Here is a 20,950-nt window from a genome sequence, read left to right as displayed (position 1 = left end):
CGGGCCGTTCCTCGCGAAATTCGCCAGGAACGGCCCGTTCACAGCGCTTGTGACTAGTGCTCGACAAGCTCGTCGAGCGCCTGGTCGTAGCTCAGCCGGACATCGTGTTCGGCCTGGTCACCACCCAGGAGCTCCACCCGGCTGGTCGCCGGCGGATAGCCGCTGGCGATCACCGTGTAGGTCCCGGCGGGCAGGTCGCTGACCGTGTAGTTGCCCTCCGCGTCGGTCCTCGCCACGGCGGCGACGCCGCCCGAGGAGTCGAGCACGGTGATCCGCGCGTCCGGCACCACCCGGTCCCCGTCGGTCCGGGCGACCCCGCTCAGCAGGATCGTGCTGACCAGCTCGAAGTCGTGGCGCAGCACCCCGGCCCCGGTGGCGGTCAGCGTCGCCGCGACCGGCCGGAACCAGCGGCCGCTGGCGACGAGCGTGTACCGCCCGCCCACGATGCCGGCGAACGAGTAGACGCCGTTCTCGTTCGTGTGCGTCCTGGCCACCTGATTGCCGTTGTGGTCGATCAGGGTCAGCGCCGCCCCCGCGACGTTCGTGGCGTCGTCCCGGCGGACGTGCCCGCTGATCTGCGCGGATCCGGCCCGGTACGCCCCGTTCCCGTTGGTCATCGCGTGCTTCCCGGCCTCGACGGGCGCGGTCACGACCGTCTTCTCGGAAGCCGTCTCGACAGGCGCCTCGTCCTCTTCGAGGAGTGCTTCGCCGCCTTCGAGGGCCGAAGCCGCCGAAGGAGCCGAGCCGCCGAGAAGCGGGATCTCCTTCATGAACATCAGGACCAGCGTCGCCAGCAGCGCGACCGCGCCCGCCACGTAGAACACCGTGGTGATCGACTCGGTGAAGCCGATCAGCACCGGGGTCTTGATGGCCTCGGGCAGGCTCGCGATACCGCTCGTGTTCGACTGGATGTCGCCCAGCGCCGCCGCGCCGGGGCCGGTCGGCGCGTTGCCGCCGAACGCCTTGGTGATGTTGCCCGGCAGGACGTTGAACAGGATCGTCAGGAACACCGCGACACCCGCGGTACCACCGATCTGCCGGAAGAACGTCGCCGAAGCGGTCGAGACGCCCATGTCGCTGCGCGGGCCCGCGTTCTGCACCGCGATGATCAGCGTCTGCATGCAGGCACCGAGGCCGAGGCCGATGATCGCGGCCGCGACCAGCGGGTGCCACAGCGCGCTGTTGTACTCGACCTGCGCGAAGAAGAACGCGCCCGCCGCGATCAGCAGGGTGCCGACCACCGGGAACACCTTGTAGCGCCCGGTCTTGCTGGTGATCTGGCCCGAGATGATCGAACCGCTCATGATGCCGGCCATCAGCGGGATCATCAGGAGCCCCGACTCGGTCGGCGAGAACTCCTGGACCACCTGCATGTACTGCGGGATCATCATGATCGCGCCGAACATCGCGACACCGACGATGACGCCACCGATGATCGCGACCGTGAAGGTCGAGTTCTTGAACAGCCGCAACGGGATCAGCGCCGCGTCCTTCATCAGCTTCTCGATGAAGATGAAGGCGACCACGCCGACACCGCCGATGATGTAGCAGAGGATCGCGTTCTGCGAGCCCCAGCCCCACTTGTTGCCCTGCTCGGCGACGATCAGGAACGGGACGACGGCGACGATGAGCGCGAGCCCGCCCCACCAGTCGATCTTGTGGTCGTGGCGCTGGTGCGGCACGTTGAGCACGCGGGCGACGACGAACAGCGCGACGATCGCGATCGGCACGTTGATCAGGAACACCCAGCGCCAGCCGGCGATGTCGTAACCGAAGACGCTGCCGAGCTTGTCGAAGTCGGCGAAGAACCCGCCGAGCACCGGGCCGAGGACGGTGGAGATACCGAACACGGCGAGGAAGTAACCCTGGTAGCGGGCACGTTCCCGAGGCGGCACGATGTCGCCCATGATCGTCATCGCCAGCGACATCAGGCCGCCGGCGCCGAGACCCTGGATCGCGCGGAACGCGGCCAGCTCGTACATCGACGTCGCGAACGCCGAGGCGACCGAGCCGATCAGGAAGATCGAGATCGCGGCGATGTAGAACGGCTTGCGCCCGTAGATGTCGGACAGCTTGCCGTAGATCGGCGTGACGATCGTCGAGGTGATCAGGTAGGCCGTGGTGATCCAGGCCTGCAGATCGAACCCGTTGAGGTCGTTGGCGATCCGGACGATCGAGGTGCCGACGATGGTCTGGTCGAGCGCGGCGAGGAACATGCCCGACATCAGGCCGATCAGGATCGTGACGATCTGACGGTGACTGAGCCGGGGGCCGTCTTCTTCGACGGCTGGTGGACTTTCTACTGCGGAACTCATTGCTTCAGGCCCCCTTGGCCTTCGACGCCGACGCGGGGTCGGCGAACTGTGGAGATGTTTTTTCGATGTCGTCGTTCAGCCGGTGGAACAGCGAGTTGAGGGTCTTCCGGTCCTCGTCGGACCAGTCGCCGAGCACCTCGGCGAGCCACTGGTTCCGCTGCTTGCGGTTCTCCTCGAAGACCCGCAGTCCTTCGGCGGTCGGAGCGAGCAGGCAGGCACGGCCGTCTTCGGGGTCGGCCAGGCGCTCGACCAGCCCGTGCTGGACGAGCGAGCTCGACTGCCTGCTGATGGTCGAGATCTCGGAGTGCAGGAACTCGGCGAGTTTGCTGGTCCGCTGGGGCCCGACGTGGATGAGGCAGAAGAGGATCGCGTACGCGGCCCGCTCGATCCCGTCCGGTCCCTGCTTGGACACCTGGGACTTCGCCCGGTTGACCAGGCGCACGAGCCGCACGAGCTCGTGCCCGAGGGTGTCGGCCAGATCGAGGTCGGCCTTCGACCTGGTGCCGGGTGTCGTGGGTGTCATGGTGGTCTCTCTCGCCGGTTGCTTGGTCACTGCAACTAGTTGCCTAGAGCAAGGATGTTCCTCCCAGGGCTCGACTCGCAAGGAGAAAGTGACGTTGTGTGTCCGATGACACTTTAGTTGCCGCATGCAAGCACATTTATTCGTGCATGTTTGTCCGGTTCGCCCTGAGCTGCACTTTTGCTTTGATGGAGGCATGACCGACTCCGCGCTCTACGCGATCCTCGCCGCCCGCAACTTCGGCACCCTCGCCACCATCAAGCGGGATGGCAGGCCTCAGCTGTCGACCGTGAACTACCTCTACGACGCGGACGCCGGCGCGATCCTGATCTCGATCACCGCCCCGCGCGCCAAGACCAAGAACCTCCAGCGCGACCCGCGGGCGACGTTCCACGTGTCGACCGAAAGCGGCGACGGCTACGTCGTCGTGGAAGGTCCGGCGGTGCTCACGCCGACCGCCGCTTCGCGTGACGACGCGACCGTCGACGCGCTGGTGGACCACTACCGGCGGGCGCGGGGCGAGCACCCGGACTGGGACGAGTTCCGCGACGCCATGGTCGCCGACCAGCGCGTTCTGCTCACCATCCCGATCGAGCGCGTCTACGGGATCCAGATGTAGATCTCCCGCGTTTCGTCCTCTGGATGCGGTGGTTCCACCCGCAAGGACCGCCTCCAGAGGACTAAACGCATGGGGGGTCAGGGCTGGAGGCGAGCCTTGATCTCGTCGATCCGGCCGAGCAGGGGGCTCGCGTCGTCCCGGCCGAGCGCCGCCCGCAGGTAGAGGCCGTCACCCACCAGGATGATCAGGTCGGCGGCCAGCGGGTCGTCGACGTGCTCGCTGATCAGGTCGTGGACCTTCTGGTTGTAGACCTGCACGACCTCGGCGACCCGCGGCTCGTTGAGCATGATCCGGATCGTCGCCATGGTCGTGCGGTGCAGCGCCTTGCGCTGGGTGACGTCGGTGATCGCGGTCCGCAGATACCAGGAAACGACGCCTTCGGGCGCCTTCCGTGCTTCTTCGAGATCCGCTTCCGACAACGTGGCGAGCCGCTCCATCAGGCCTTCTACCAGGGCTTCTTTGGAGCCGAAGTGGTAGAGCAGGCCACCCTTCGAGACCCCGGCGTGCGCGGCGACGGCGTCGAGGGTGACCCCGCCGGGGCCTTGCTCGATGAGGATCTCCTCGTACGAGTCGAGGATGCGTTCCTTCGCGGTGGGCTTCGCCATATCAGTTGACTATACCGTCTGGACGGTTTACCTTCGCATCAGGGCGGTAACTGTACCGTCCAGACGGTTTAGCTAAAGGAGAGTGCGCCATGGCGAGGCGCAAGCAGTGGTGGGCGTTGGCGGTACTGGTGCTTCCGGTGCTGCTGATCAGCGTGGACATGACGGTGCTCGGGTTCGCGCTGCCGTTCCTGTCCGAGGATCTGGCGCCCACCGGTGCGGAGCAGTTGTGGATCGTCGACATCTACTCGTTCATGCTGGCGGGCCTGCTGGTCCTGATGGGCACGCTCGGTGACCGCATCGGCCGTCGCAAGCTGCTGCTCATGGGCGCCGCGGCGTTCGGTGCCGCGTCGGTGCTCGCGGCCTTCTCGACCAGCGCGTTCATGCTGATCATCGCCAGGGCGCTGCTCGGCGTGGGTGGCGCGACGCTGATGCCGTCGACGCTGTCGCTGATCCGCAGCATCTTCGTCGACCCCAAACAGCGCCGGATCGCGATCGCCGTGTGGAGCGCCGGTTTCTCCGGCGGGATGGCGCTCGGGCCGGTGCTCGGCGGCTGGCTGCTGGAGCATTTTTGGTGGGGCTCGGTGTTCCTCATCAACGTCCCGGTGATGCTGGTGCTGCTGATCGTCGGACCGTTCGTGCTGCCGGAGGCGCGTGACCCGAAGCCGGGCCGCTTCGATCCGCTGTCGGCGCTGCTGTCGCTCGCCGCGATGCTGCCGGTGGTCTACGGCATCAAGCTGGTCGCCGAACACGGCTTCACCTGGAAGGCCGCGGTCAGCGTCCTGATCGGGCTCGGGCTCGGTGTCGTGTTCGTCCGCAGGCAGAACAGCCTCGACGAGCCGATGCTCGACCTGAAGCTGTTCTCGAACCGGGCCTTCAGCGGCTCCGTCGTGACGAACATGCTTGGCGTGTTCGCCATGGTCGGCCTGTTGTTCCTGGTGCCGCAGTACCTGCAGCTGGTGCTCGGGCTGACTCCGGTCGTCGCAGCGCTGTGGATGCTCCCCGCGACGGTCGCCGGTGTCGCCGGCGCGCTCCTCGCGGCCTGGCTCGCGAAGCGGATCCGGGTTTCGCTGCTGGTCAGCGGTGGTCTCCTGGTCGCGGCGGCCGGCTTCCTCGCGCTGACCCAGGTGTCGTCCGGCGGCGGACTCGCGTACGTCGTGGTGTCGTTCACGCTGCTCGGCGGTGGTGTGGCCCTGTCGGAGACGCTGACGAACGACCTGGTCATCTCGGCCGCTCCGGCTGAACGCGCGGGGGCCGCTTCGGCGATCTCCGAGACCGGGTTCGAGCTGGGTGGCGCGCTCGGCACGGCCATCCTGGGCAGCGTCGCGACCGCGGTCTACCGGTCCGGTCTGCCCGAGGGGACGGCCGAGTCCGCCAGGGACACGCTGGGTGGCGCGGTGGCGACGGCGCAGCAGCTCGATCCTGTCGCGGGGGCGGCGCTCATGGAATCGGCTCGCGAAGCCTTCACCCAGGGGGTGCACGTCACCGCATGGGCGGGCGTGGCCGTGCTCGTCTATACAGGTGTTCAGGCCTTTGTTCTGCTAGATCGGAAAAAAAATTCCGCAGTGCGGAGCTGATCCGGCCTACGATGAGGGCATGAACAACCACGCCCTGGTCACCCGCCTCCGCGAGCATCTCGGCGACGCCGCGGTGCTCACCGACACCGACGTCACGGACGCCTATTCGCGCGACATGATGCCGCTGGCCGACAGCGGCAAACCGCTCGCGGTGGTCCTGCCGTCCGACGTGGAGGGTGTGCAGGCCGTGGTCAAGGCCTGCGCGGAGTTCAAGGTGCCGATCGTGCCCCGCGGCGCCGGCAGTGGTCTGTCCGGCGCCGCGAACGCGATCGACGGCTGTGTCGTGCTGGTGCTGACGAAACTCGACCAGATCGTCGAGATCGACGAAGGCAACCGGCTCGCCGTCGTGCAGCCCGGCGTGGTGAACCTCGATTTCCGCAACGCGGTGGAGAAGCACGGCCTGTTCTATCCGCCGGACCCGTCCAGCTACGACTGGTGCACCATCGGCGGGAACCTGTCCACCAACGCGGGCGGTCTGTGCTGCGTGAAGTACGGCGTCACCACGGATTCCGTGCTGGGCTTGGAAGTCGTGCTCGCCGACGGCTCCGTTTTGAAGACTGGGCGCCGCACGGTGAAGGGCGTCGCGGGCTACGACCTCGCGCGGCTCTTCGTCGGGAGTGAGGGCACGCTCGGCGTGATCACGCAGGCGACCGTCGCGCTGAAACCGTTACCGCAGCTGCCCGCCACGCTCGTCGCCGCCTTCAACAGCACCGAAGCGGCGGGCGAGGCCGTCGCGCGGGTGGTGCGTGAAGGTCTGGTGCCGTCGCTCATGGAGATCATGGACGCGACGTCCATCAAGGCGGCCGAGGCCTACCTCAAGACCGACCTCGGCACGAGTTCGGACTGCAAGGCGTTGCTGCTCGCGCAATCCGACTCCGGCGGCGAGGTCGCGCGGAAGGAACTCGCGGTCCTGGAACAGATCTGCGTCGACTGCGGCGCGGATCTGGCGTACGCCACCGAAGATCTCGAAGAGGGCAAGATGCTGCTGCAGGCGCGGCGGGTCGTGCTCACCGCGCTGGAGATGTACGGCGTCTGGCTGACCGACGACGTCTGCGTGCCGCGGACGCGGATCGCCGAACTGATCGCCGGCTGCGAGCGGATCAGCGAAGAGGTCGGCCTGCGGATCGCCGTCGTCGGCCACGCCGGTGACGGCAACATGCACCCGACGATCGTCTACGCGCCCGACTCCGAGGAGGAGTTCGCCCGCGCGCGGATCGCCTTCGACGCGATCCTCGACGTGGCCCTGTCGCTGGGCGGGACGGTCACCGGCGAGCACGGTATCGGCCGGATCAAACGCGAGTGGCTCGCGAAGGAGATCGGGGAGGTCGGCATCCAGGTGCACCGGCAGATCAAGCGGGCGCTGGACCCGGAGAACCTCTTCAACCCGGGCTCGATGTTCTCCCTCTGACCGCCGAGCTAGGCGGGTCGGCGCGAGCGCGGTGGGCCTTCACCACCGCCTGGGCCGACCTCCCGCGCTCCCCATCCCGCTGACGTTGCGAAAGCCACTTTCGCAACCTTTAACGTCGCGAAAGTGGCTTTCGCGACGTTGCCACCTCCGCCGTTCCGGCCGAAGTACATGAAGGCCCCCTTCCTTGCGCCTAACGCAAGGAAGGGGGCCTTCATGTACTTCGCGTGCGGGTCAGTCGCGCACGCGCGGGATCTGCTGCGTGACGTCCTCGGCGGTGTCGGCGACGAGGCCGGTCGCGGTGTTCGCGTGCTTCTTCTCGCGCCGCGACTTCAGGTACTCGATCACGATCGGCACCACGGACACCAGCACGATCAGGATGAAGATCGCGTCCACGTTGTCGCGGATGAACGCGACGCCGCCGAGCAGGTGGCCGAGCGCGGTGATCCCGGCGGCCCAGAGGATGCCGCCGATGACGGTGTAGACGAAGTACTTCTTCGGGTCCATCTTGCCGATACCGGCGATCCAGGTGATGAACGTCCGCACGAACGGCACGAACCGCGCCAGCACGACCGCCTTCGGCCCGTGCTTCTCCAGGAAGGCGTGGGTCTGGTCCACGTACTTCTGGTTGAAGAACTTCGAGTCCGGCTTGCGGAACAGCCAGGGCCCGATCTTCCAGCCGAGGCCGTAACCGACCGCGTTGCCGATCAGCGCGGCGACGGTGACCAGGACGCACACCAGCCACAGCGGCGCCTCGATCGAACCGTTCGCGATGAACAGGCCCGCGGTGAACAGGAGTGAGTCACCGGGCAGCACCGGGAAGATGCTGCTCTCGATGAAGATGATCAAGCAGAGGATGGTGACGACCGGTACGGTCAGTCCGCTGAGCAGGTGCTGCGGGTCCAGCCACTCCGGCAGGAGGCCCATCGTCGTCACGGTGTTCTGCGCCAGGATCACACCAAAACGGTACAGGGTGACGCTGAGTGCCCTGACCCGGCGGGAGAGGGCGGCTCAGATCAGCGTGAGCAGCCCGATCACCGAGCCTGCCGCGAGCCCCAGCAGGACGGCCAGCAACAACACCCAGTACGCGGGCAGAGGCGGGCTGCTCGGCGAAGGCGCTGGAGGCGGTGTGGGACGCTCCGCCAGCCTGGCCGTCTCCGCGTCCTCCAGCGCGACGCGCTCCCGTTCGAGCGAGCCGGCGCCCGCACCGGACAGCAGCCCGTACTGCAGCGGCAGCTCGTGTTCTCCGGGACCCCCGGCGTTACTCTCGGTGTCCGTTTCGGCCGGTTTGTCCGTGGTCGTCTCGGCGGCCCGCTCCGCCGAAGGGGCGAAGACGGCCTGAGCGCGCAGGGCGTCGGCTAGGAGCTTCTCCGGGTCCTTGGGCTCGCTCATCCGGGACTCCTTTCGCCGCTACCCGTCGCTGACCGACACACCGCCTTCGACCGCCCCGCTCAGCGGAGCCGTGGCGCTCAATGTAGCCGCAGCGTCGTCCTTGACCCATTCGCCCTGACGAAGCACCTTGACCGGCCGGAGGTCGCGGTCGAGCACGACGAGGTCCGCCGCGAGCCCGGCTCGCAGCGAGCCTGTGCGGTCGGCGATGCCGAGCAGTTCGGCGGGGCGTCCGGAGGTCGCGCGCACGGCGTCGAGCAGGTCGATACCCGCGCCGCGGACCAGGTTGCGGAAGGCCGCGTCCATGGTCAGCGTGCTGCCCGCCAGCGAACCGTTGCCCGCCAGGGTGGCGACACCGTCGCGGACGTCGACCTCGAGGCGGCCGAGGATGTAGCTGCCATCGGCGGCGTCGGTGGCCGACATGGCGTCGGTGATGAGCACGGTCCGGCCCTTGCCCGCGTGGTGCGCGGCCAGCCGCAGCACGGTCGGGTGCACGTGGACGAGGTCACAGATCAGCTCGACGGTGATGCGCTCGTCGTCGAGGAGCGCACCGATCGGTCCGGGTTCGCGGTGGTGGAGAGGCCGCATGGCGTTGAAGAGGTGGGTCGCGACGGAGGCGCCCGCGTCGATCGCGGGGATGATCTGGTCCTCGACGCCGTCGGTGTGCCCGATGGCGGCGATGACGCCCGATTCGGCCAGCTGGCGGACCGCCTTGATCCCGCCGTGCAGTTCGGGGGCGAGGGTGACCATCCGGATGTCGCCGCGGCCCGCGCCGAGCAGCGCGTTGACCGTCGCCGTGTCCGGCTCGATCAGCGTCGCCGGATCGTGCGCCCCGCAGCGCGCCTTCGAGATGAAGGGTCCTTCAAGGTGAATTCCGGCAAGTTCACCCTCTTGGACCAGCTCACGCAGGGCCGCGATCTGGTCCCTGAGCACCGGGATGGGGTCCGAGACCAGACTGCCGAGCATGGTCGTGGTCCCGTGCCGCCGATGCGCGCGGACCGCGCGGAGCAGCTCCTCGGGGTTCGCGCTGGAAAACGATCCGCCCCCGCCGCCGTGGCAGTGGGTGTCGACGAAGCCGGGCACGACCAGGCATCCGTCGACGTCGACGCGATCGATGTCCGGGGGTGTCCCGGAACCGACTTGGACGATCTTGCCGGCGGCGATAGCCAGCCAGCCGTCGTCGAGTACACGGTCCGGGGCGACGACCCGGCCGCCCACGATCACGAAATCTCCGGCGCCTCTCACGCCCCCCAGCATATATTGGTCTGGACCAAGCATGGCGGCACAACCCAGCGGTCGAGATGAAGGCCGGGCATCAGTTCGGTGACTGCATCGCTTTCTGCAGTGCTTCGAGCGCCCGGCTGGCGGTTGACTTAACGGTACCTTTCGAAATCCCGGCGGCCTCCGAGATTTCGGCCTCACTCAGCCCACCGTAGTAACGGAGGACCAGAACCTCGCGCTGGCGAGGGGGCAGTTTGGACAAAGCGCTCACCACGGCCTGATGTTCACTCGACAGCATGGCGAGGCTTTCGGCCGAACGCGCGTTGACGGCGTGCGGCGCGACGTACTCGCGCGCGGTCTTGCGGCGGCGCAGCACACTGCGTGATCCGTTGACCACGGCGGTGCGCAGATATCCGACGGCCGCGGCGGCGTCGCGCAGGCGTCCCCAGTTGCGGTGCAGCCCGGTGAAGGCCTCTTGGACGACGTCCTCGGCGGTCGCGGGTTCGTCCACGAGCAGGATGGCCAGCCGGACGAGCCGCATCCGGTGCTGGCGGTAGAGATCCTCAAGGGTCAGCGGTGCCGCAGGCGGCGGTGGCGTGACCGGTCCGTCCATGGTGCGCAGATGGCCGAGGGTCGCCTCGACACTGCGTTCCGCATTGCCCTCGAGCATGTACCCCTACCTGTTCATTTACCCCTTTGAAGCACAACCTGTGCATGACGCTCGATCAGCGTATCGGGTGGGGCGGGAGTCCTGCCTGATCGGATCCTGAGAAGCTGGGGCGTCCGTTCGGAGCGACCTTGGAGATGTCGATGGCCTGGTTCCTGGTGGAGATCACGTACGTGCAGGAGAAGCTGGCGGATGTGCGCCCCCGGCACCGGGAATTCCTGTCCGCCCTCGCCGACCAGGGCGTCGTCGCGCTCGGCGGCCCGCTGGGCGACGGCTCCGGCGGTATCTCGATGTACCAGGCGGCGGACGAGGCGGCGCTGCTGGAGATCATCGACAAGGATCCGTACCACCTCGAAGGTGTCGTTGCGAAGCGGACCGTGCGCGAGTTCAAGCCCGTGATCGGCTCTTGGATCCCGAAGGAAGCCTGACAACTCAGAGATCGAGAGTGACCGGCTCGCGTTCGACGCAGACCCGGACGCGGTCGCCGGTCACCGTCGGCAGTTCGCAGGTCCCGCAGAACCCCTGACGGCACGAATACGCGATCCCGGGCACGGTTTCGCGCAGGACGTCGAGAGTGGTCCGGTCGGCGGGCACGTCCAAAACCCTGCCGCTGCGGGCCAGTTCGACGCGGAACGGCTTGCCGCCGACGATCGGCGGCGTCGAGAACCGTTCGAAGAACACGGGGCCCGAGCCGCGCAATGCGGCGTCCGTCCGGACGCTCACGATCATCGGAACCGGGCCGCAGCAATAGATCGGCGCGCCTTCCGGGGCGCCTTCGAGGAGTTCAGCGCCGGAGGCGGGGATTCCGTAGTCCGTGTCCGGACGAATCCAGACGCGGTCTCCGAAACCGGACAATTCCTCCAGGAACGGCATCGAGGCCTCGTCGCGGCCGGTGTAGACCAGCCGCCAGTCCGCGCCCGCCGCGGCGGCCTGCCGGACCATCGGCAGGATCGGCGTGATCCCGATACCGCCCGCGATGAACAGGTACGCCGGGCTCGCGACGAACGGGAACGCGTTGCGCGGGCCGCGTCCCGTGACCCGGACGCCCTTCTTCAACGCGTGCACCGCCGTCGATCCCTCGCCGAGCAGACGGACGCCGACGCGGTAGGCCGAGCGGTCGTCCGGATCGCCGCACAGGGAGTACTGACGGACCAGCCCCGGCCGGGGCGAAAGGTCGATGTGCGCGCCGGGCCGCCATCGTGGCAGCGCTTCGCCGCGTTCGTGCACCAGCCGCAGGCCGGCGACGCCGTCGGCTTCGGTGCGGACATCGTCCACGATCAGCGGGAGATCGCGGTCGACGGCGGCCACCGGCGGACGACGGCGGCCGCTCATCCCGCTGAGCCTGCGATACAGCGCGACGACACCGGTCAGCGACGCCATCGCGCGGTCGGTGCGCCCGCTGCCGTCGAGCCGCAGCGGCCTCGGCGGTGTCATCAACGGGGTTCGTCGGCGGCCAGCGCGGCCGGCGAGCTCGCGAGATACGCGACGGCCTGATCGGTGTCGCCGGTTTCGGTGGGGTGATAGGACTTCCGGAAGTACGGCCGGATCTCGCGCCGCAACTGCTTGCCCGAAGGCAGAAGCCCGAGCTTCGCGACGCGCAGATAGGTCCGGAAACTCGTCTTCCCCGGCCGCGTCGGATCGTTCTTCATGAGGAACCTGGTGCCCCGCAGGAAAACCCAGGCGAGCACCGGCGTCACCACGATCATGCTGCGCACGCGGCGGGTGTAGCGGCCGTCGAGGTGCATGAACAGATCGAAGGCGACAGAGCGGTGCTCGACCTCTTCGGCGCCGTGCCAGCGCAGGAGATCCAGCATCGTCGGGTCGGCGCCTGCCTTGTCGAGCGCTTCGGCGTCGAGGATCCACTGGCCGAGGAAGGCGGTGTAGTGCTCGATCGCGGCGACGATGGCGAGCCGTTCGATCAGCCATTCCTCGCGCCGCTTGGCGGAAAGCTCGCGGTCGCCGAGCAGGCGGCGGAACATCCACTCCATCTGCGCGATGTACGGCCGCACGTGGACGCCCGCCGCTTCGAGGTGTGCCGCGGCGCCGTCGTGCGCCTCGGCGTGCATGGCCTCCTGGCCGATGAAGCCGAGGACGTCCTCCTTGAGCCGCTCGTCGCGGATCAGCGGCACGGCCTGCTTGAACACCTCGACGAACCAGCGCTCGCCCTCCGGCAGCGCCAGATGCAGCACGTTGATCGTGTGCGTCGCCTGCGGTTCACCGGGGATCCAGTGCATCGGTAGCGACGCCCAGTCGAACTCCACGTCCCGGGCGTGCAGGACGATCTGCTCGTGGTCCGTCACGACGACCTCCCGCTGAGTTCGTAGTCGCTCGGGTCGACCTTGCGGGTTTCGAGCCAGTAGCGCCAGGTGAAGCCCGGCCAGATCGTCCGGTTGACGCCCTTCGCGTCGAGGTACCAGCTCTTGCAGCCGCCCTGGGTCCACACGCCCTTGACGAGTTTGTCCTGGATCTCGCGCTGGAACTTGTCCTGCACACCGGCCCGGACGTCGAGCGCGGCGGCGCCACGCGAGTCGGCGAGCTTGATCGCGTCGACGACGTACCGCGCCTGCGACTCGATCATGAAGACCACGGAGTTGTGGCCCAGCGCGGTGTTCGGACCGAGCAGGAAGAACAGGTTGGGGAAACCGGAAACGGTGATGCCCTTGTGCGTGTGCATCCCCTCGGTCGCCCATTCCTTGGCGAGGTCGCGGCCGTCGACCCCGGTGATGTCCAGGTATTCCAAGGCATCCGTGACCTTGAACCCGGTGCCGTAGATGATCGCGTCGACCTCGTGCTCGACGCCGTTCCCGTCGACGACGCTGTGCGCCTTGACTTCCCGCACGCCCTCGGTGTTGACGTCCACATTGGACCGGTTGATCGCCGGGTAGTAGTCGTTGGAGATCAGCACCCGCTTGCAGCCCATGGTGTAGTCGGGGGTGACCTTCTTGCGCAGCTTCGGATCCTTGATCGCCTTGCCGATGTGGCGCTTCGCGATCACCTCGCCCGCCTTCATGATCGCGGGGTGACCGTTGAAGCCGACGGCGCGCACTTCGAGGAACCAGTACAGCGCGTTGCGGTAAAGCCGTTGCACGCCGGGAATCCGGCGGAACGCGGTCTTGGCCCAGCCCGGCATGGCGTGGTCGGGTTTCGGCATGATCCACGGCGGCGTGCGCTGGAACAGCGTCAGCTCGTCGACGTCGGGGGCGATCTTCGGGACGAACTGGATCGCGCTGGCGCCGGTGCCGACCACGGCGACCTTCTTGCCGCGAAGGTCGTACTCGTGGTTCCACTGCGCGGAATGCCAGGTCTGGCCCTTGAACTTCTCGATCCCGGGCAGCTGGGGCACCTGCGGGATGTGCAGGCCGCCGACGCCCGAGACCAGGAACTGGGCCTCGAACTCACCCGATTTGGTGTGCACGTGCCAGCGGCGCGCGGTCTCGTCCCAGGTCGCGCCGGTGAGCTCGACACCGAAGCGGATCTTGCGCCGCAGCCGGTACTTGTCGGTGACGTCCTTGAGGTACTGGAAGATCTCCGGGGCGGGCGAGAACGACCGCGACCAGTCCGGGTTCTGCTCGTACGAGAACGAGTACATGTGGGACTGCACGTCGCAGGCGCAGCCGGGGTACGAGTTGTCGCGCCACGTACCGCCGACTTCGTCCGCCTTCTCCAGGATCACGTAGTCGGAGATCCCGGCCTTTTCGAGCTGGATGGCCTGGCCGAGCCCGGAGAACCCGGTGCCCACGATCACGACCTTGAATCGCTCGGTCATCTGGCAATCCTCCACTTCGAGGCGTTCGTGCCCAGATGACGTTACCTCAAGTAACAGTTACTTGCTAGTACTACCTACCCGTCAGTATGCGCCGCCGAGCTTCGTGTGATCCCAGCTCACGATCTTGGTCGGCCGGAAGATCAGCCCGATCCGCTTCGGGGCCTGCTTGCCGATGAACCCCGACAGCTCGTCGGGCACCGGGTCTCCGGGCTTCGCGCCCGCGTACCGCTGCATGAGGCTGATCCCCATCTGGGTGACCGCGGCCGTGTCGGTGACGATCTCGACGTCGGCTTCGAGGGAGACCCCGCGCAACTTCTCGTAGCTCTCGCCGTCCTCGATGAGCACGGTCGCGCGCGGGTCGCGCTCCAGGTTCTTCGCCTTCTGGGATGTGCCATAAGTCCAGGTCGCGACGCCGGACTCGTGCGGGTAGTACCAGAGCGGCGCCAGATGCGGGCGGCCGTTCGGGCCGATCGTCGCGACGTTGATGACCTTCTGCTCGTCGAGGTAGGCGGCGAGTTCGTCCGGTGACATGCGGATCTGGTCGCGACGGGACATACGTCAGCCCTTCCGTGTGGCGGCCCGGCCTGCCTGGCCGGTCACTGAAGATTCGTACGCGCCGCGCTCCTTGATGTCCATGAGCGCCGCGGCGTCGGCCTTCTTGATCCGGCCCTTCGCGCCGATCTCGATGATCGGCGGCAGGAACGCGCGGATCAGCTTCAAGCCGCCGACCCAGCGGGGCACGTGCACGGTGCGGGCGCGTTTGTTGACCCCGGCCTGCAGGTGGTCCAGCGCGACGGAAAGCGGGTAGGTCTTGCCGAGCAGGCCGGGCATGCCGGCGCGGAGCTTGCCGAAGACGGGGTGCTGGTCGGCGCTCTCGACGAGGTCGGTGCGGATCCAGGTCGGGTGCGCGACGCCGACCTTCACGCCGAGGTGGGCGACTTCGGCCCGGAAGCTGTTGCAGAACGCTTCGACGCCCGCCTTCGCGGCGGCGTAGTTCGCCATGCCCGGCGCGTGCGTGATCGCGGCCAGCGAGGAGATCGCCAGCAGGTAGCCCTTGCGGTCGATGACATGCGGAAGGGTGACGCGGAAGGTGCGCCAGACGCCGAGCAGGTCGACCTCGATGACCTTCTCGAAGGCGGCCGGATCCACCGACCGGACGAAACCGGAGGTCGCGATACCGGCGTTCGCGATGACGATGTCGATGCCGCCGAAGTGCTCGACGACGCCCGCGGTGGCGCGTTCGAGGTCGTCCCAGCTGGTGACGTCGGCTTCCCAGGCGTGCGCGCTGGGGCCGATCTTGTCGGCGACGGCCTGCTGTTCCTTGGCTTCGATGCCGACCAGTGCGACCTTCGCGCCCTGCGCGGCCAGGCGCTCGGCGAGCCCCGCGCCGATGCCCCTCGCGGCGCCGGTGATCAGGACGACCTTGCCGTTCACGCTGTTCTTGGCCACGTTGCCTCCTCGTCCGAGCCCTAAGGCTTTCGGACGGTACCTCAACCTACCCGGAGTAAGCTACCCGCAAGTAAGTCCGCGTTTCGTCCTCTCGATGCGGTAGTTCGTGGTGTCAACTACCGCATCGAGAGGACGAAATGCGGGGGCGGTCAGCTTCCGGAGGCGGCGGTGAGGGTGTCGATCTCCTCGGGAGTGAGCGAGAGGTCGGCGGCGGGCAGGAGGTCGTTCAGCTGCTCGACCGAGCGGGCGCTCGCGATGGGCGCGGTGACGGTCGGCTGCGCGAACAGCCAGGCGAGTGAAACGGCGGCGACCGGGACGCCGCGGGAGGCCGCGACCTCGTCGAGCGCCGCGAGCACCCGCTCGCCCCGTTCGTCCAAATAGGACGATGCGCGGGCGGCGCGCGGGCTGTCGCCGAGTTCGTCCTTCGACCGGTACTTCCCGGCGAGAAAACCCTTGGCCAGTGAGAAATACGGCAGGACGGTCAGTCCTGCGCGTTCGACCGTCGGCGCCAGGTCCTGTTCGTAGTCCCGCTCGACGAGGTTGTAGTGCGGCTGCAGTGCGACGAACTTCGCCAGCCCCTCACGGTCCGAAATGGACAGTGCCTCGGTCAGCCGTTCCGCCGAGTAGTTCGACGCCGCGACGTAGCGGACCTTGCCCGCGCGCACGAGCGCGTCGAAGGCCCGCAGCGTCTCCTCGATCGGGGTGTCCGGGTCGTCGATGTGCGCGTAATAGAGGTCGATGTGGTCGGTCCCGAGCCGCCGGAGCGAGTCTTCGGCCGCCGCCGCGATGTTCGCCGCCGACAGGCCCTTCCGCTGCTCCCACATACCGGTCTTGGTCGCGATGACGACGTCGTCGCGACGGCCGCGTTTGCTCAGCCACTCGCCGATGATCGTCTCGGAACCGCCCCCCGAATAGAGGTCGGCCGTGTCGATGAAGTTGCCGCCCGCCGCCGTGTAGGCGTCGAGGACGGCGAACGATTGCTCCTGGTCCGCGGTCCAGCCGAAGACGTTCCCGCCGAGGTTGATCCCACGGACGTCGAGGTCGGTGTTCCCGAGTTTCGCCATACCCCGAACTTAAGGGAAGACATCGCCCCTTCGCGGCGTTACCTCGGTCCATGGGAATCGAACTCGGCAGGATCGGCATCTGGCAGCACGAATCCGTCTTCACCCCGGAGATCGCCCGTGAGCTGGAGGAACTCGGCTACGGCGCGATCTGGCTCGGTGGCTCACCGGACGGCGACCTCGTGAAGGCGGAGGAGCTGCTCGACGCGACGAAGACGATCAAGGTGGCCACCGGCATCGTCAACATCTGGAAGGACGACGCGGCCACGGTCGCCGAGTCGTACAAGCGCATCGAGGCGAAGCACCCGGGCCGCTTCCTGCTCGGCATCGGCGCCGGGCACCGCGAGCACACCGCGGAGTTCAAGAAGCCGTACGCGGCGCTGGTCGAGTACCTCGACGCGCTCGACGCCGCCGGAGTGCCCGTCGAAGGCCGCGCGCTCGCCGCGCTCGGCCCGAAGGTGATCAAACTCGCAGGTGACCGCACGGCGGGCGCCCACCCGTACCTGATGACGCCCGAGCACACGCGTCAGGCGCGCGAATTCCTCGGGGAGGGGCCGCTGCTCGCGCCTGAACAGAAGGTCGTCCTCGAGACCGACCCGGCGAAGGCCCGTGAGATCGGGCGGGGCACCGTCAAGTTCTACCTCGGCCTCGTCAACTACACGAACTCCCTGCGGAAACTCGGTTTCACCGACGAGGACCTGGCGGGCGAGGGCAGCGACAAGCTGGTCGACGCGCTGGCCGTGCACGGCGACGCCGAGACGGTCGCCCGCGGCGTCACCGCGCATATCGAGGCCGGGGCGGACCACGTCAACATCCAGGTACTGAACTCCGACCCCCTGCCGGTCTACCGGGCGCTCGCCGCCGTCCTCCTCTGACGCGACGGCTGTAGGCACCTCCCGGCCGACCTCGTACGATGCGGCCGAGAGGTGCACCAGCCTGCTTCGAGGAGGAGTAAACGATGCCCATCGCCACCCCCGAGGTCTACGCGGAGATGCTCGACCGGGCGAAGGCGAACGAATTCGCCTACCCGGCCATCAACGTGACCTCGTCGGAGACCCTGAACGCCGCCATCCGCGGGTTCGCCGAGGCGGAGAGCGACGGGATCATCCAGTTCTCCACCGGCGGCGCCGAGTTCGCGTCCGGCCAGAAGGTCAAGGACATGGTGACCGGTTCGGTCGCGCTCGCCGAGTTCGCCCAGGTCGTCGCCGCCAAGTACGACGTCAACGTCGCGCTGCACACCGACCACTGCCCGAAGGACAAGCTCGACGGCTTCGTCCGCCCGTTGATCGAGATCTCGGCGGAGCGGGTCAAGAACGGCCAGCACCCGCTGTTCCAGAGCCACATGTGGGACGGCTCCGCGATCGACCTCGACGAGAACCTCGAGATCGCGCAGGAGCTGCTCGCCAAGGCCGCGGCCGCGAACATCATCCTCGAGGTCGAGATCGGCGTCGTCGGCGGCGAGGAAGACGGCGTCGAGGCCGAGATCAACGAGAAGCTGTACACCGCCGAGGGCGACTTCCTGAAGACGATCGACGCGCTCGGCTCCGGCGAGAACGGCCGCTACCTGCTGGCCGCGACCTTCGGCAACGTGCACGGCGTCTACAAGCCCGGCAACGTGAAGCTGCGTCCGGACGTGCTCAAGGGCGGCCAGGAGGCGGCGGCGAAGAAGCTCGGCCTCGCGGCCGGCTCGAAGCCGTTCGAGCTGGTGTTCCACGGCGGTTCCGGCTCGCTGCCGGAGGAGATCCGCGAGGCGGTGTCGTACGGCGTCGTGAAGATGAACGTCGACACCGACACGCAGTACGCCTTCACCCGGCCCATCGCGGACCACTTCTTCAAGAACTACGACGGCGTCCTGAAGATCGACGGCGAGGTCGGCAACAAGAAGGTCTACGACCCGCGTAGCTACCTGAAGGCCGCCGAGGCCGGCATGGCCGCGCGCGTCGTCGAGGCCGCTCAGTCGCTGGGCTCGGCGGGCAAGAAGCTCTGACCCAGTACGCGTTTAGTCCTCTGAATGCGGAAGTACGTGAAGGCCCCCTTCACTGCGTCTAGCGCAGTGAAGGGGGCCTTCACGTACTCGGAGCCTCAGGCGGCCGGAAGCGTCGTCTTCTCGCGGCGCTTCTCCAGCAGCGAGTTCATCGCCCTCGTCCCCGGACCGGCCACGGCCCACAGCACGCCGACGCCGACCAGGCAGACGGCGGCCGTCCAGTAGGCCACCGGCGGCGCCGACTCCGTCTGCGCGTCACCGAGGATCCACGGCCGGAACTGCGACTGCACCCACAGCATCCCGTAGCCGAACGCCGTCACCAGCAGCGCGCCCGCGCCCGCCGTCAGCAGCGGATGACCCCGGCCGATGCGGAACGCCAGGTCGACGGCGAGGCCGACGGCCAGCAGGTAGAACGGCACGGTCGAGATCGGGAACCCCATCCCGAGCAGCAGTGGCCACATCACCAGCCGGTACGCGAGGTAGGCGGCGGCGACCGTCGTCCCGGCCCAGCGGAAGCCGGTGGTGTGCCGCGCCAGCGCGAAGATCAGCGCCATCACGCCGATACCCCACAGCGGGTAGACCCAGTCGTCGATCGGCATCGTGAAGTACTCGACGGCCACCCGGTCGACCGGATGCCCGATCTGGTTGGCGGCGAAGTTCAGCAGCTCGGGCTCGGCCTCGGGCGCGCCACGCTCCCAGGCGCGCAGGCCGAGGATGCCGTACTCCTGCTGACCGTTCGGGAAGAACGTGTTCTCCAGGAAGAACGCCCACAGTCCGATCAGGACACCGGTGCGCAGGCGGCCGGGCTTGGCGTACTTCAGCCAGCCCATGATCACGCCGGCCTGCATGATGCCCGTTCCGATGTAGAGCATCATGTGCGACGGGCTCCACGCGGTCAGGTCGAGACCGTTGACGCGGTGGTTGATGACGTCCAGCGGCGCCGCGATGAGGAACACCACGAGCCCGATCTGCATCAGCCGCAGTGACCGCCGGTCGGCGCCGAGCCCGGTGTAGCTGTGGATCGCCACCAGCACCATGATGATCACCGTGCCGACGGTGTTGATCAGGTGCGGCGGGGCGAGGTCGTCGCGCAGCCACATGAAATGCCACGACATGTCCCACGACGAGCCCACCAGCTTGAAGGCGAACGCCGCCAGCCACATCGAGTAGCAGAAGTTCAGGACCCAGTCCGGCGTCGCCTGTCCCGGCGCGCCGCGGTGCCAGTGGAGCTGGAAGAACAGCCTGGTCTTCGCGATCGGGCTGCGGGGGATGACACCCGGCGAAAGGTCCCCGGTCACTTCTGTCGCCTTTGTCATGCGGGCCATCTTCCCTGCTCCAGATCACGGGACGGGCATTCGGGGTCGAAAATCGGGGTTCACCCGTAGGGGTGGTGGATTTGCGGTCGGCGTGCGAAGCAGGGCAAGGTGTGCCGCCATGATGCCGAAACGACTCGTCGCGGCGGTCCTCGTCGCCGCTCTGGTGCTGGCCGGTGGGGGCATTCTCGGGAGCCTGTTCTTCTAGTCACACGCGGTCGGCACAATGGCCCGTATGACGAACCTCCTCGGCCCCCAGCCGACGCATCTCCCCGAGCACACCGCCGCGCAGGCGGCGCTGGACGCCGGGACCGATCCGGCCGCCGTCGCCGCCGAGCACCCCGACTACAGCGAGGCGTGGGCCGCCCTCGCCGAGAAGGCGCTCGAAGCCGGCGAGACCGTCGCCGCGTACGCGTACGCCCGCACCGGTTACCACCGCGGCCTCGACCAGCTTCGCCGCGCGGGCTGGAAGGGACACGGCCCGGTGCCGTGGTCGCACCGCCCGAACCAGGGTTTCCTGCGTTCCCTCGCCGTCCTCGGCAAGGCCGCCGGCAAGATCGGCGAGACCGAGGAGTACGACCGCTGCAAGACCTTCCTCGCCGACTCGGACCCCGCCGCCGCGGAGGCCACCGGCCTCAAGTGACCTCGTGAGTGGTAAGGGACGTTTCGGTCATTAACTAAATTCAAGATGACTTTGATTCACTTAGTGTTTTCTCTTTATTCTATTCTTTATTTATCTTCCATTTTTTACTTTCTTATATAGTTTTCTACATTTTTTTATCTAATCATCATATTTTATCTTTTAATCCTATCAAACAATTAATATATTAATTTTTCATTCTATACTTTACATTTAAAATCTAACCATATAATCAATTAATTTTTATAAACTCTCTATAAAAAAAACAAAAAAAAAAAACCAAACACCACAACCAAAAAAAGAAAACCTCTACAACCATAAAAAAATAAAAAAAATAACCAAAACAAAATAATAAACCCCAAAACCCCAATATATACCAATAATTTTTTAATTTTTCCACCATACCCACCCCATTTATTATG

The 20,950-nt window shown here is 67.0% G+C and carries 21 protein-coding genes; 7 read left to right on the top strand and 14 right to left on the bottom strand.

Annotated elements, in window-relative coordinates:
• Window positions 1-53: 53 nt before the first annotated feature.
• On the bottom strand, window positions 54-2,315 hold the full coding sequence (locus H4W30_RS37665) for an MFS transporter (protein ID WP_192747132.1): 2,262 nt from the start codon (window positions 2,313-2,315) through the stop codon (window positions 54-56).
• Window positions 2,316-2,319: 4 nt separating this feature from the next.
• Complete coding sequence (locus H4W30_RS37660; protein ID WP_192747131.1) at window positions 2,320-2,838, bottom strand: MarR family winged helix-turn-helix transcriptional regulator; 519 nt, start codon at window positions 2,836-2,838, stop codon at window positions 2,320-2,322.
• Window positions 2,839-3,031: 193 nt separating this feature from the next.
• Between H4W30_RS37660 and H4W30_RS37655 the strand changes: the two genes are divergently transcribed.
• Entirely contained in the window at window positions 3,032-3,454 is a 423-nt protein-coding gene (locus tag H4W30_RS37655) for a PPOX class F420-dependent oxidoreductase (protein ID WP_192747130.1), read from the top strand.
• A gap of 77 nt (window positions 3,455-3,531) precedes the next feature.
• On the opposite strand, the gene H4W30_RS37650 is transcribed toward H4W30_RS37655, so the two are convergent.
• Window positions 3,532-4,059, bottom strand: a complete 528-nt coding sequence (locus H4W30_RS37650) for a TetR/AcrR family transcriptional regulator (RefSeq protein ID WP_192747129.1) — start codon at window positions 4,057-4,059, stop codon at window positions 3,532-3,534.
• A gap of 89 nt (window positions 4,060-4,148) precedes the next feature.
• Here H4W30_RS37650 and H4W30_RS37645 point away from each other — a divergent pair, with 89 nt between their 5' ends.
• Both H4W30_RS37645 and H4W30_RS37640 read left to right on the top strand, forming a co-directional pair.
• Window positions 4,149-5,633, top strand: coding sequence for an MFS transporter (locus H4W30_RS37645; protein WP_192747128.1), 1,485 nt, complete (start codon window positions 4,149-4,151; stop codon window positions 5,631-5,633).
• 19 nt (window positions 5,634-5,652) lie between these two features.
• Complete coding sequence (locus tag H4W30_RS37640) at window positions 5,653-7,041, top strand: FAD-binding oxidoreductase (RefSeq protein ID WP_192747127.1); 1,389 nt, start codon at window positions 5,653-5,655, stop codon at window positions 7,039-7,041.
• Between the two features lie 231 nt (window positions 7,042-7,272).
• Here H4W30_RS37640 and H4W30_RS37635 read toward each other — a convergent pair whose 3' ends face one another.
• From H4W30_RS37635 to H4W30_RS37620, 4 genes are all read right to left on the bottom strand, one after another.
• Complete coding sequence (locus tag H4W30_RS37635) at window positions 7,273-7,995, bottom strand: DedA family protein (RefSeq protein WP_126736294.1); 723 nt, start codon at window positions 7,993-7,995, stop codon at window positions 7,273-7,275.
• Window positions 7,996-8,049: 54 nt separating this feature from the next.
• Window positions 8,050-8,430: a hypothetical protein gene (locus H4W30_RS37630; protein ID WP_192747126.1), complete on the bottom strand. Its 381-nt coding sequence runs from the start codon at window positions 8,428-8,430 to the stop codon at window positions 8,050-8,052.
• Window positions 8,431-8,448: 18 nt separating this feature from the next.
• Window positions 8,449-9,651 (bottom strand): N-acetylglucosamine-6-phosphate deacetylase, encoded by a 1,203-nt coding sequence (nagA, locus tag H4W30_RS37625; RefSeq protein WP_192747954.1) that lies wholly within the window; start codon window positions 9,649-9,651, stop codon window positions 8,449-8,451.
• A gap of 91 nt (window positions 9,652-9,742) precedes the next feature.
• Window positions 9,743-10,318: a SigE family RNA polymerase sigma factor gene (locus H4W30_RS37620; RefSeq protein ID WP_007032484.1), complete on the bottom strand. Its 576-nt coding sequence runs from the start codon at window positions 10,316-10,318 to the stop codon at window positions 9,743-9,745.
• A 140-nt stretch (window positions 10,319-10,458) separates the two neighbouring features.
• Here H4W30_RS37620 and H4W30_RS37615 point away from each other — a divergent pair, with 140 nt between their 5' ends.
• The gene (locus tag H4W30_RS37615) at window positions 10,459-10,743 is read left to right on the top strand and encodes a YciI family protein (RefSeq protein ID WP_126736292.1); all 285 of its coding nucleotides are present in this window, start codon (window positions 10,459-10,461) and stop codon (window positions 10,741-10,743) included.
• 4 nt (window positions 10,744-10,747) lie between these two features.
• Here H4W30_RS37615 and H4W30_RS37610 read toward each other — a convergent pair whose 3' ends face one another.
• The 6 genes from H4W30_RS37610 to H4W30_RS37585 all read right to left on the bottom strand — a co-directional run bounded on the left by H4W30_RS37610 (window position 10,748) and on the right by H4W30_RS37585 (window position 16,594).
• On the bottom strand, window positions 10,748-11,749 hold the full coding sequence (locus H4W30_RS37610; RefSeq protein ID WP_192747125.1) for a PDR/VanB family oxidoreductase: 1,002 nt from the start codon (window positions 11,747-11,749) through the stop codon (window positions 10,748-10,750).
• Window positions 11,749-12,615, bottom strand: a complete 867-nt coding sequence (locus H4W30_RS37605; protein ID WP_192747124.1) for a metal-dependent hydrolase — start codon at window positions 12,613-12,615, stop codon at window positions 11,749-11,751. Before H4W30_RS37605 ends, H4W30_RS37610 begins: the two co-directional genes overlap by 1 nt.
• On the bottom strand, window positions 12,612-14,081 hold the full coding sequence (locus H4W30_RS37600; protein ID WP_192747123.1) for a flavin-containing monooxygenase: 1,470 nt from the start codon (window positions 14,079-14,081) through the stop codon (window positions 12,612-12,614). The genes H4W30_RS37605 and H4W30_RS37600 overlap by 4 nt, the downstream gene beginning before the upstream one ends.
• Before the next feature lie 81 nt (window positions 14,082-14,162).
• A complete protein-coding gene (locus H4W30_RS37595; protein WP_192747122.1) occupies window positions 14,163-14,636 on the bottom strand; it encodes a pyridoxamine 5'-phosphate oxidase family protein in 474 nt (157 codons plus the stop codon).
• A gap of 3 nt (window positions 14,637-14,639) precedes the next feature.
• Entirely contained in the window at window positions 14,640-15,530 is an 891-nt protein-coding gene (locus H4W30_RS37590) for an SDR family oxidoreductase (RefSeq protein ID WP_037334573.1), read from the bottom strand.
• A gap of 149 nt (window positions 15,531-15,679) precedes the next feature.
• On the bottom strand, window positions 15,680-16,594 hold the full coding sequence (locus H4W30_RS37585) for an aldo/keto reductase (RefSeq protein ID WP_192747121.1): 915 nt from the start codon (window positions 16,592-16,594) through the stop codon (window positions 15,680-15,682).
• Between the two features lie 50 nt (window positions 16,595-16,644).
• Between H4W30_RS37585 and H4W30_RS37580 the strand changes: the two genes are divergently transcribed.
• Together H4W30_RS37580 and fbaA are read left to right on the top strand one after the other, a co-directional pair.
• Window positions 16,645-17,466, top strand: a complete 822-nt coding sequence (locus H4W30_RS37580; protein ID WP_192747120.1) for an LLM class F420-dependent oxidoreductase — start codon at window positions 16,645-16,647, stop codon at window positions 17,464-17,466.
• Window positions 17,467-17,549: 83 nt separating this feature from the next.
• On the top strand, window positions 17,550-18,578 hold the full coding sequence (gene fbaA / locus H4W30_RS37575) for a class II fructose-bisphosphate aldolase (protein WP_034312446.1): 1,029 nt from the start codon (window positions 17,550-17,552) through the stop codon (window positions 18,576-18,578).
• Between the two features lie 95 nt (window positions 18,579-18,673).
• Here fbaA and H4W30_RS37570 read toward each other — a convergent pair whose 3' ends face one another.
• A complete protein-coding gene (locus H4W30_RS37570) occupies window positions 18,674-19,891 on the bottom strand; it encodes a hypothetical protein (RefSeq protein ID WP_192747119.1) in 1,218 nt (405 codons plus the stop codon).
• A gap of 232 nt (window positions 19,892-20,123) precedes the next feature.
• Here H4W30_RS37570 and H4W30_RS37565 point away from each other — a divergent pair, with 232 nt between their 5' ends.
• Window positions 20,124-20,531 (top strand): DUF3151 domain-containing protein, encoded by a 408-nt coding sequence (locus H4W30_RS37565; protein WP_126736282.1) that lies wholly within the window; start codon window positions 20,124-20,126, stop codon window positions 20,529-20,531.
• Window positions 20,532-20,950: the final 419 nt, after the last annotated feature.

This window comes from Amycolatopsis roodepoortensis (assembly GCF_014873915.1).
Classification (GTDB): domain Bacteria; phylum Actinomycetota; class Actinomycetes; order Mycobacteriales; family Pseudonocardiaceae; genus Amycolatopsis; species Amycolatopsis roodepoortensis.
Note: the sequence above shows the minus strand (reverse complement) of the source record. Positions and strands in the feature narration are given on the sequence as shown.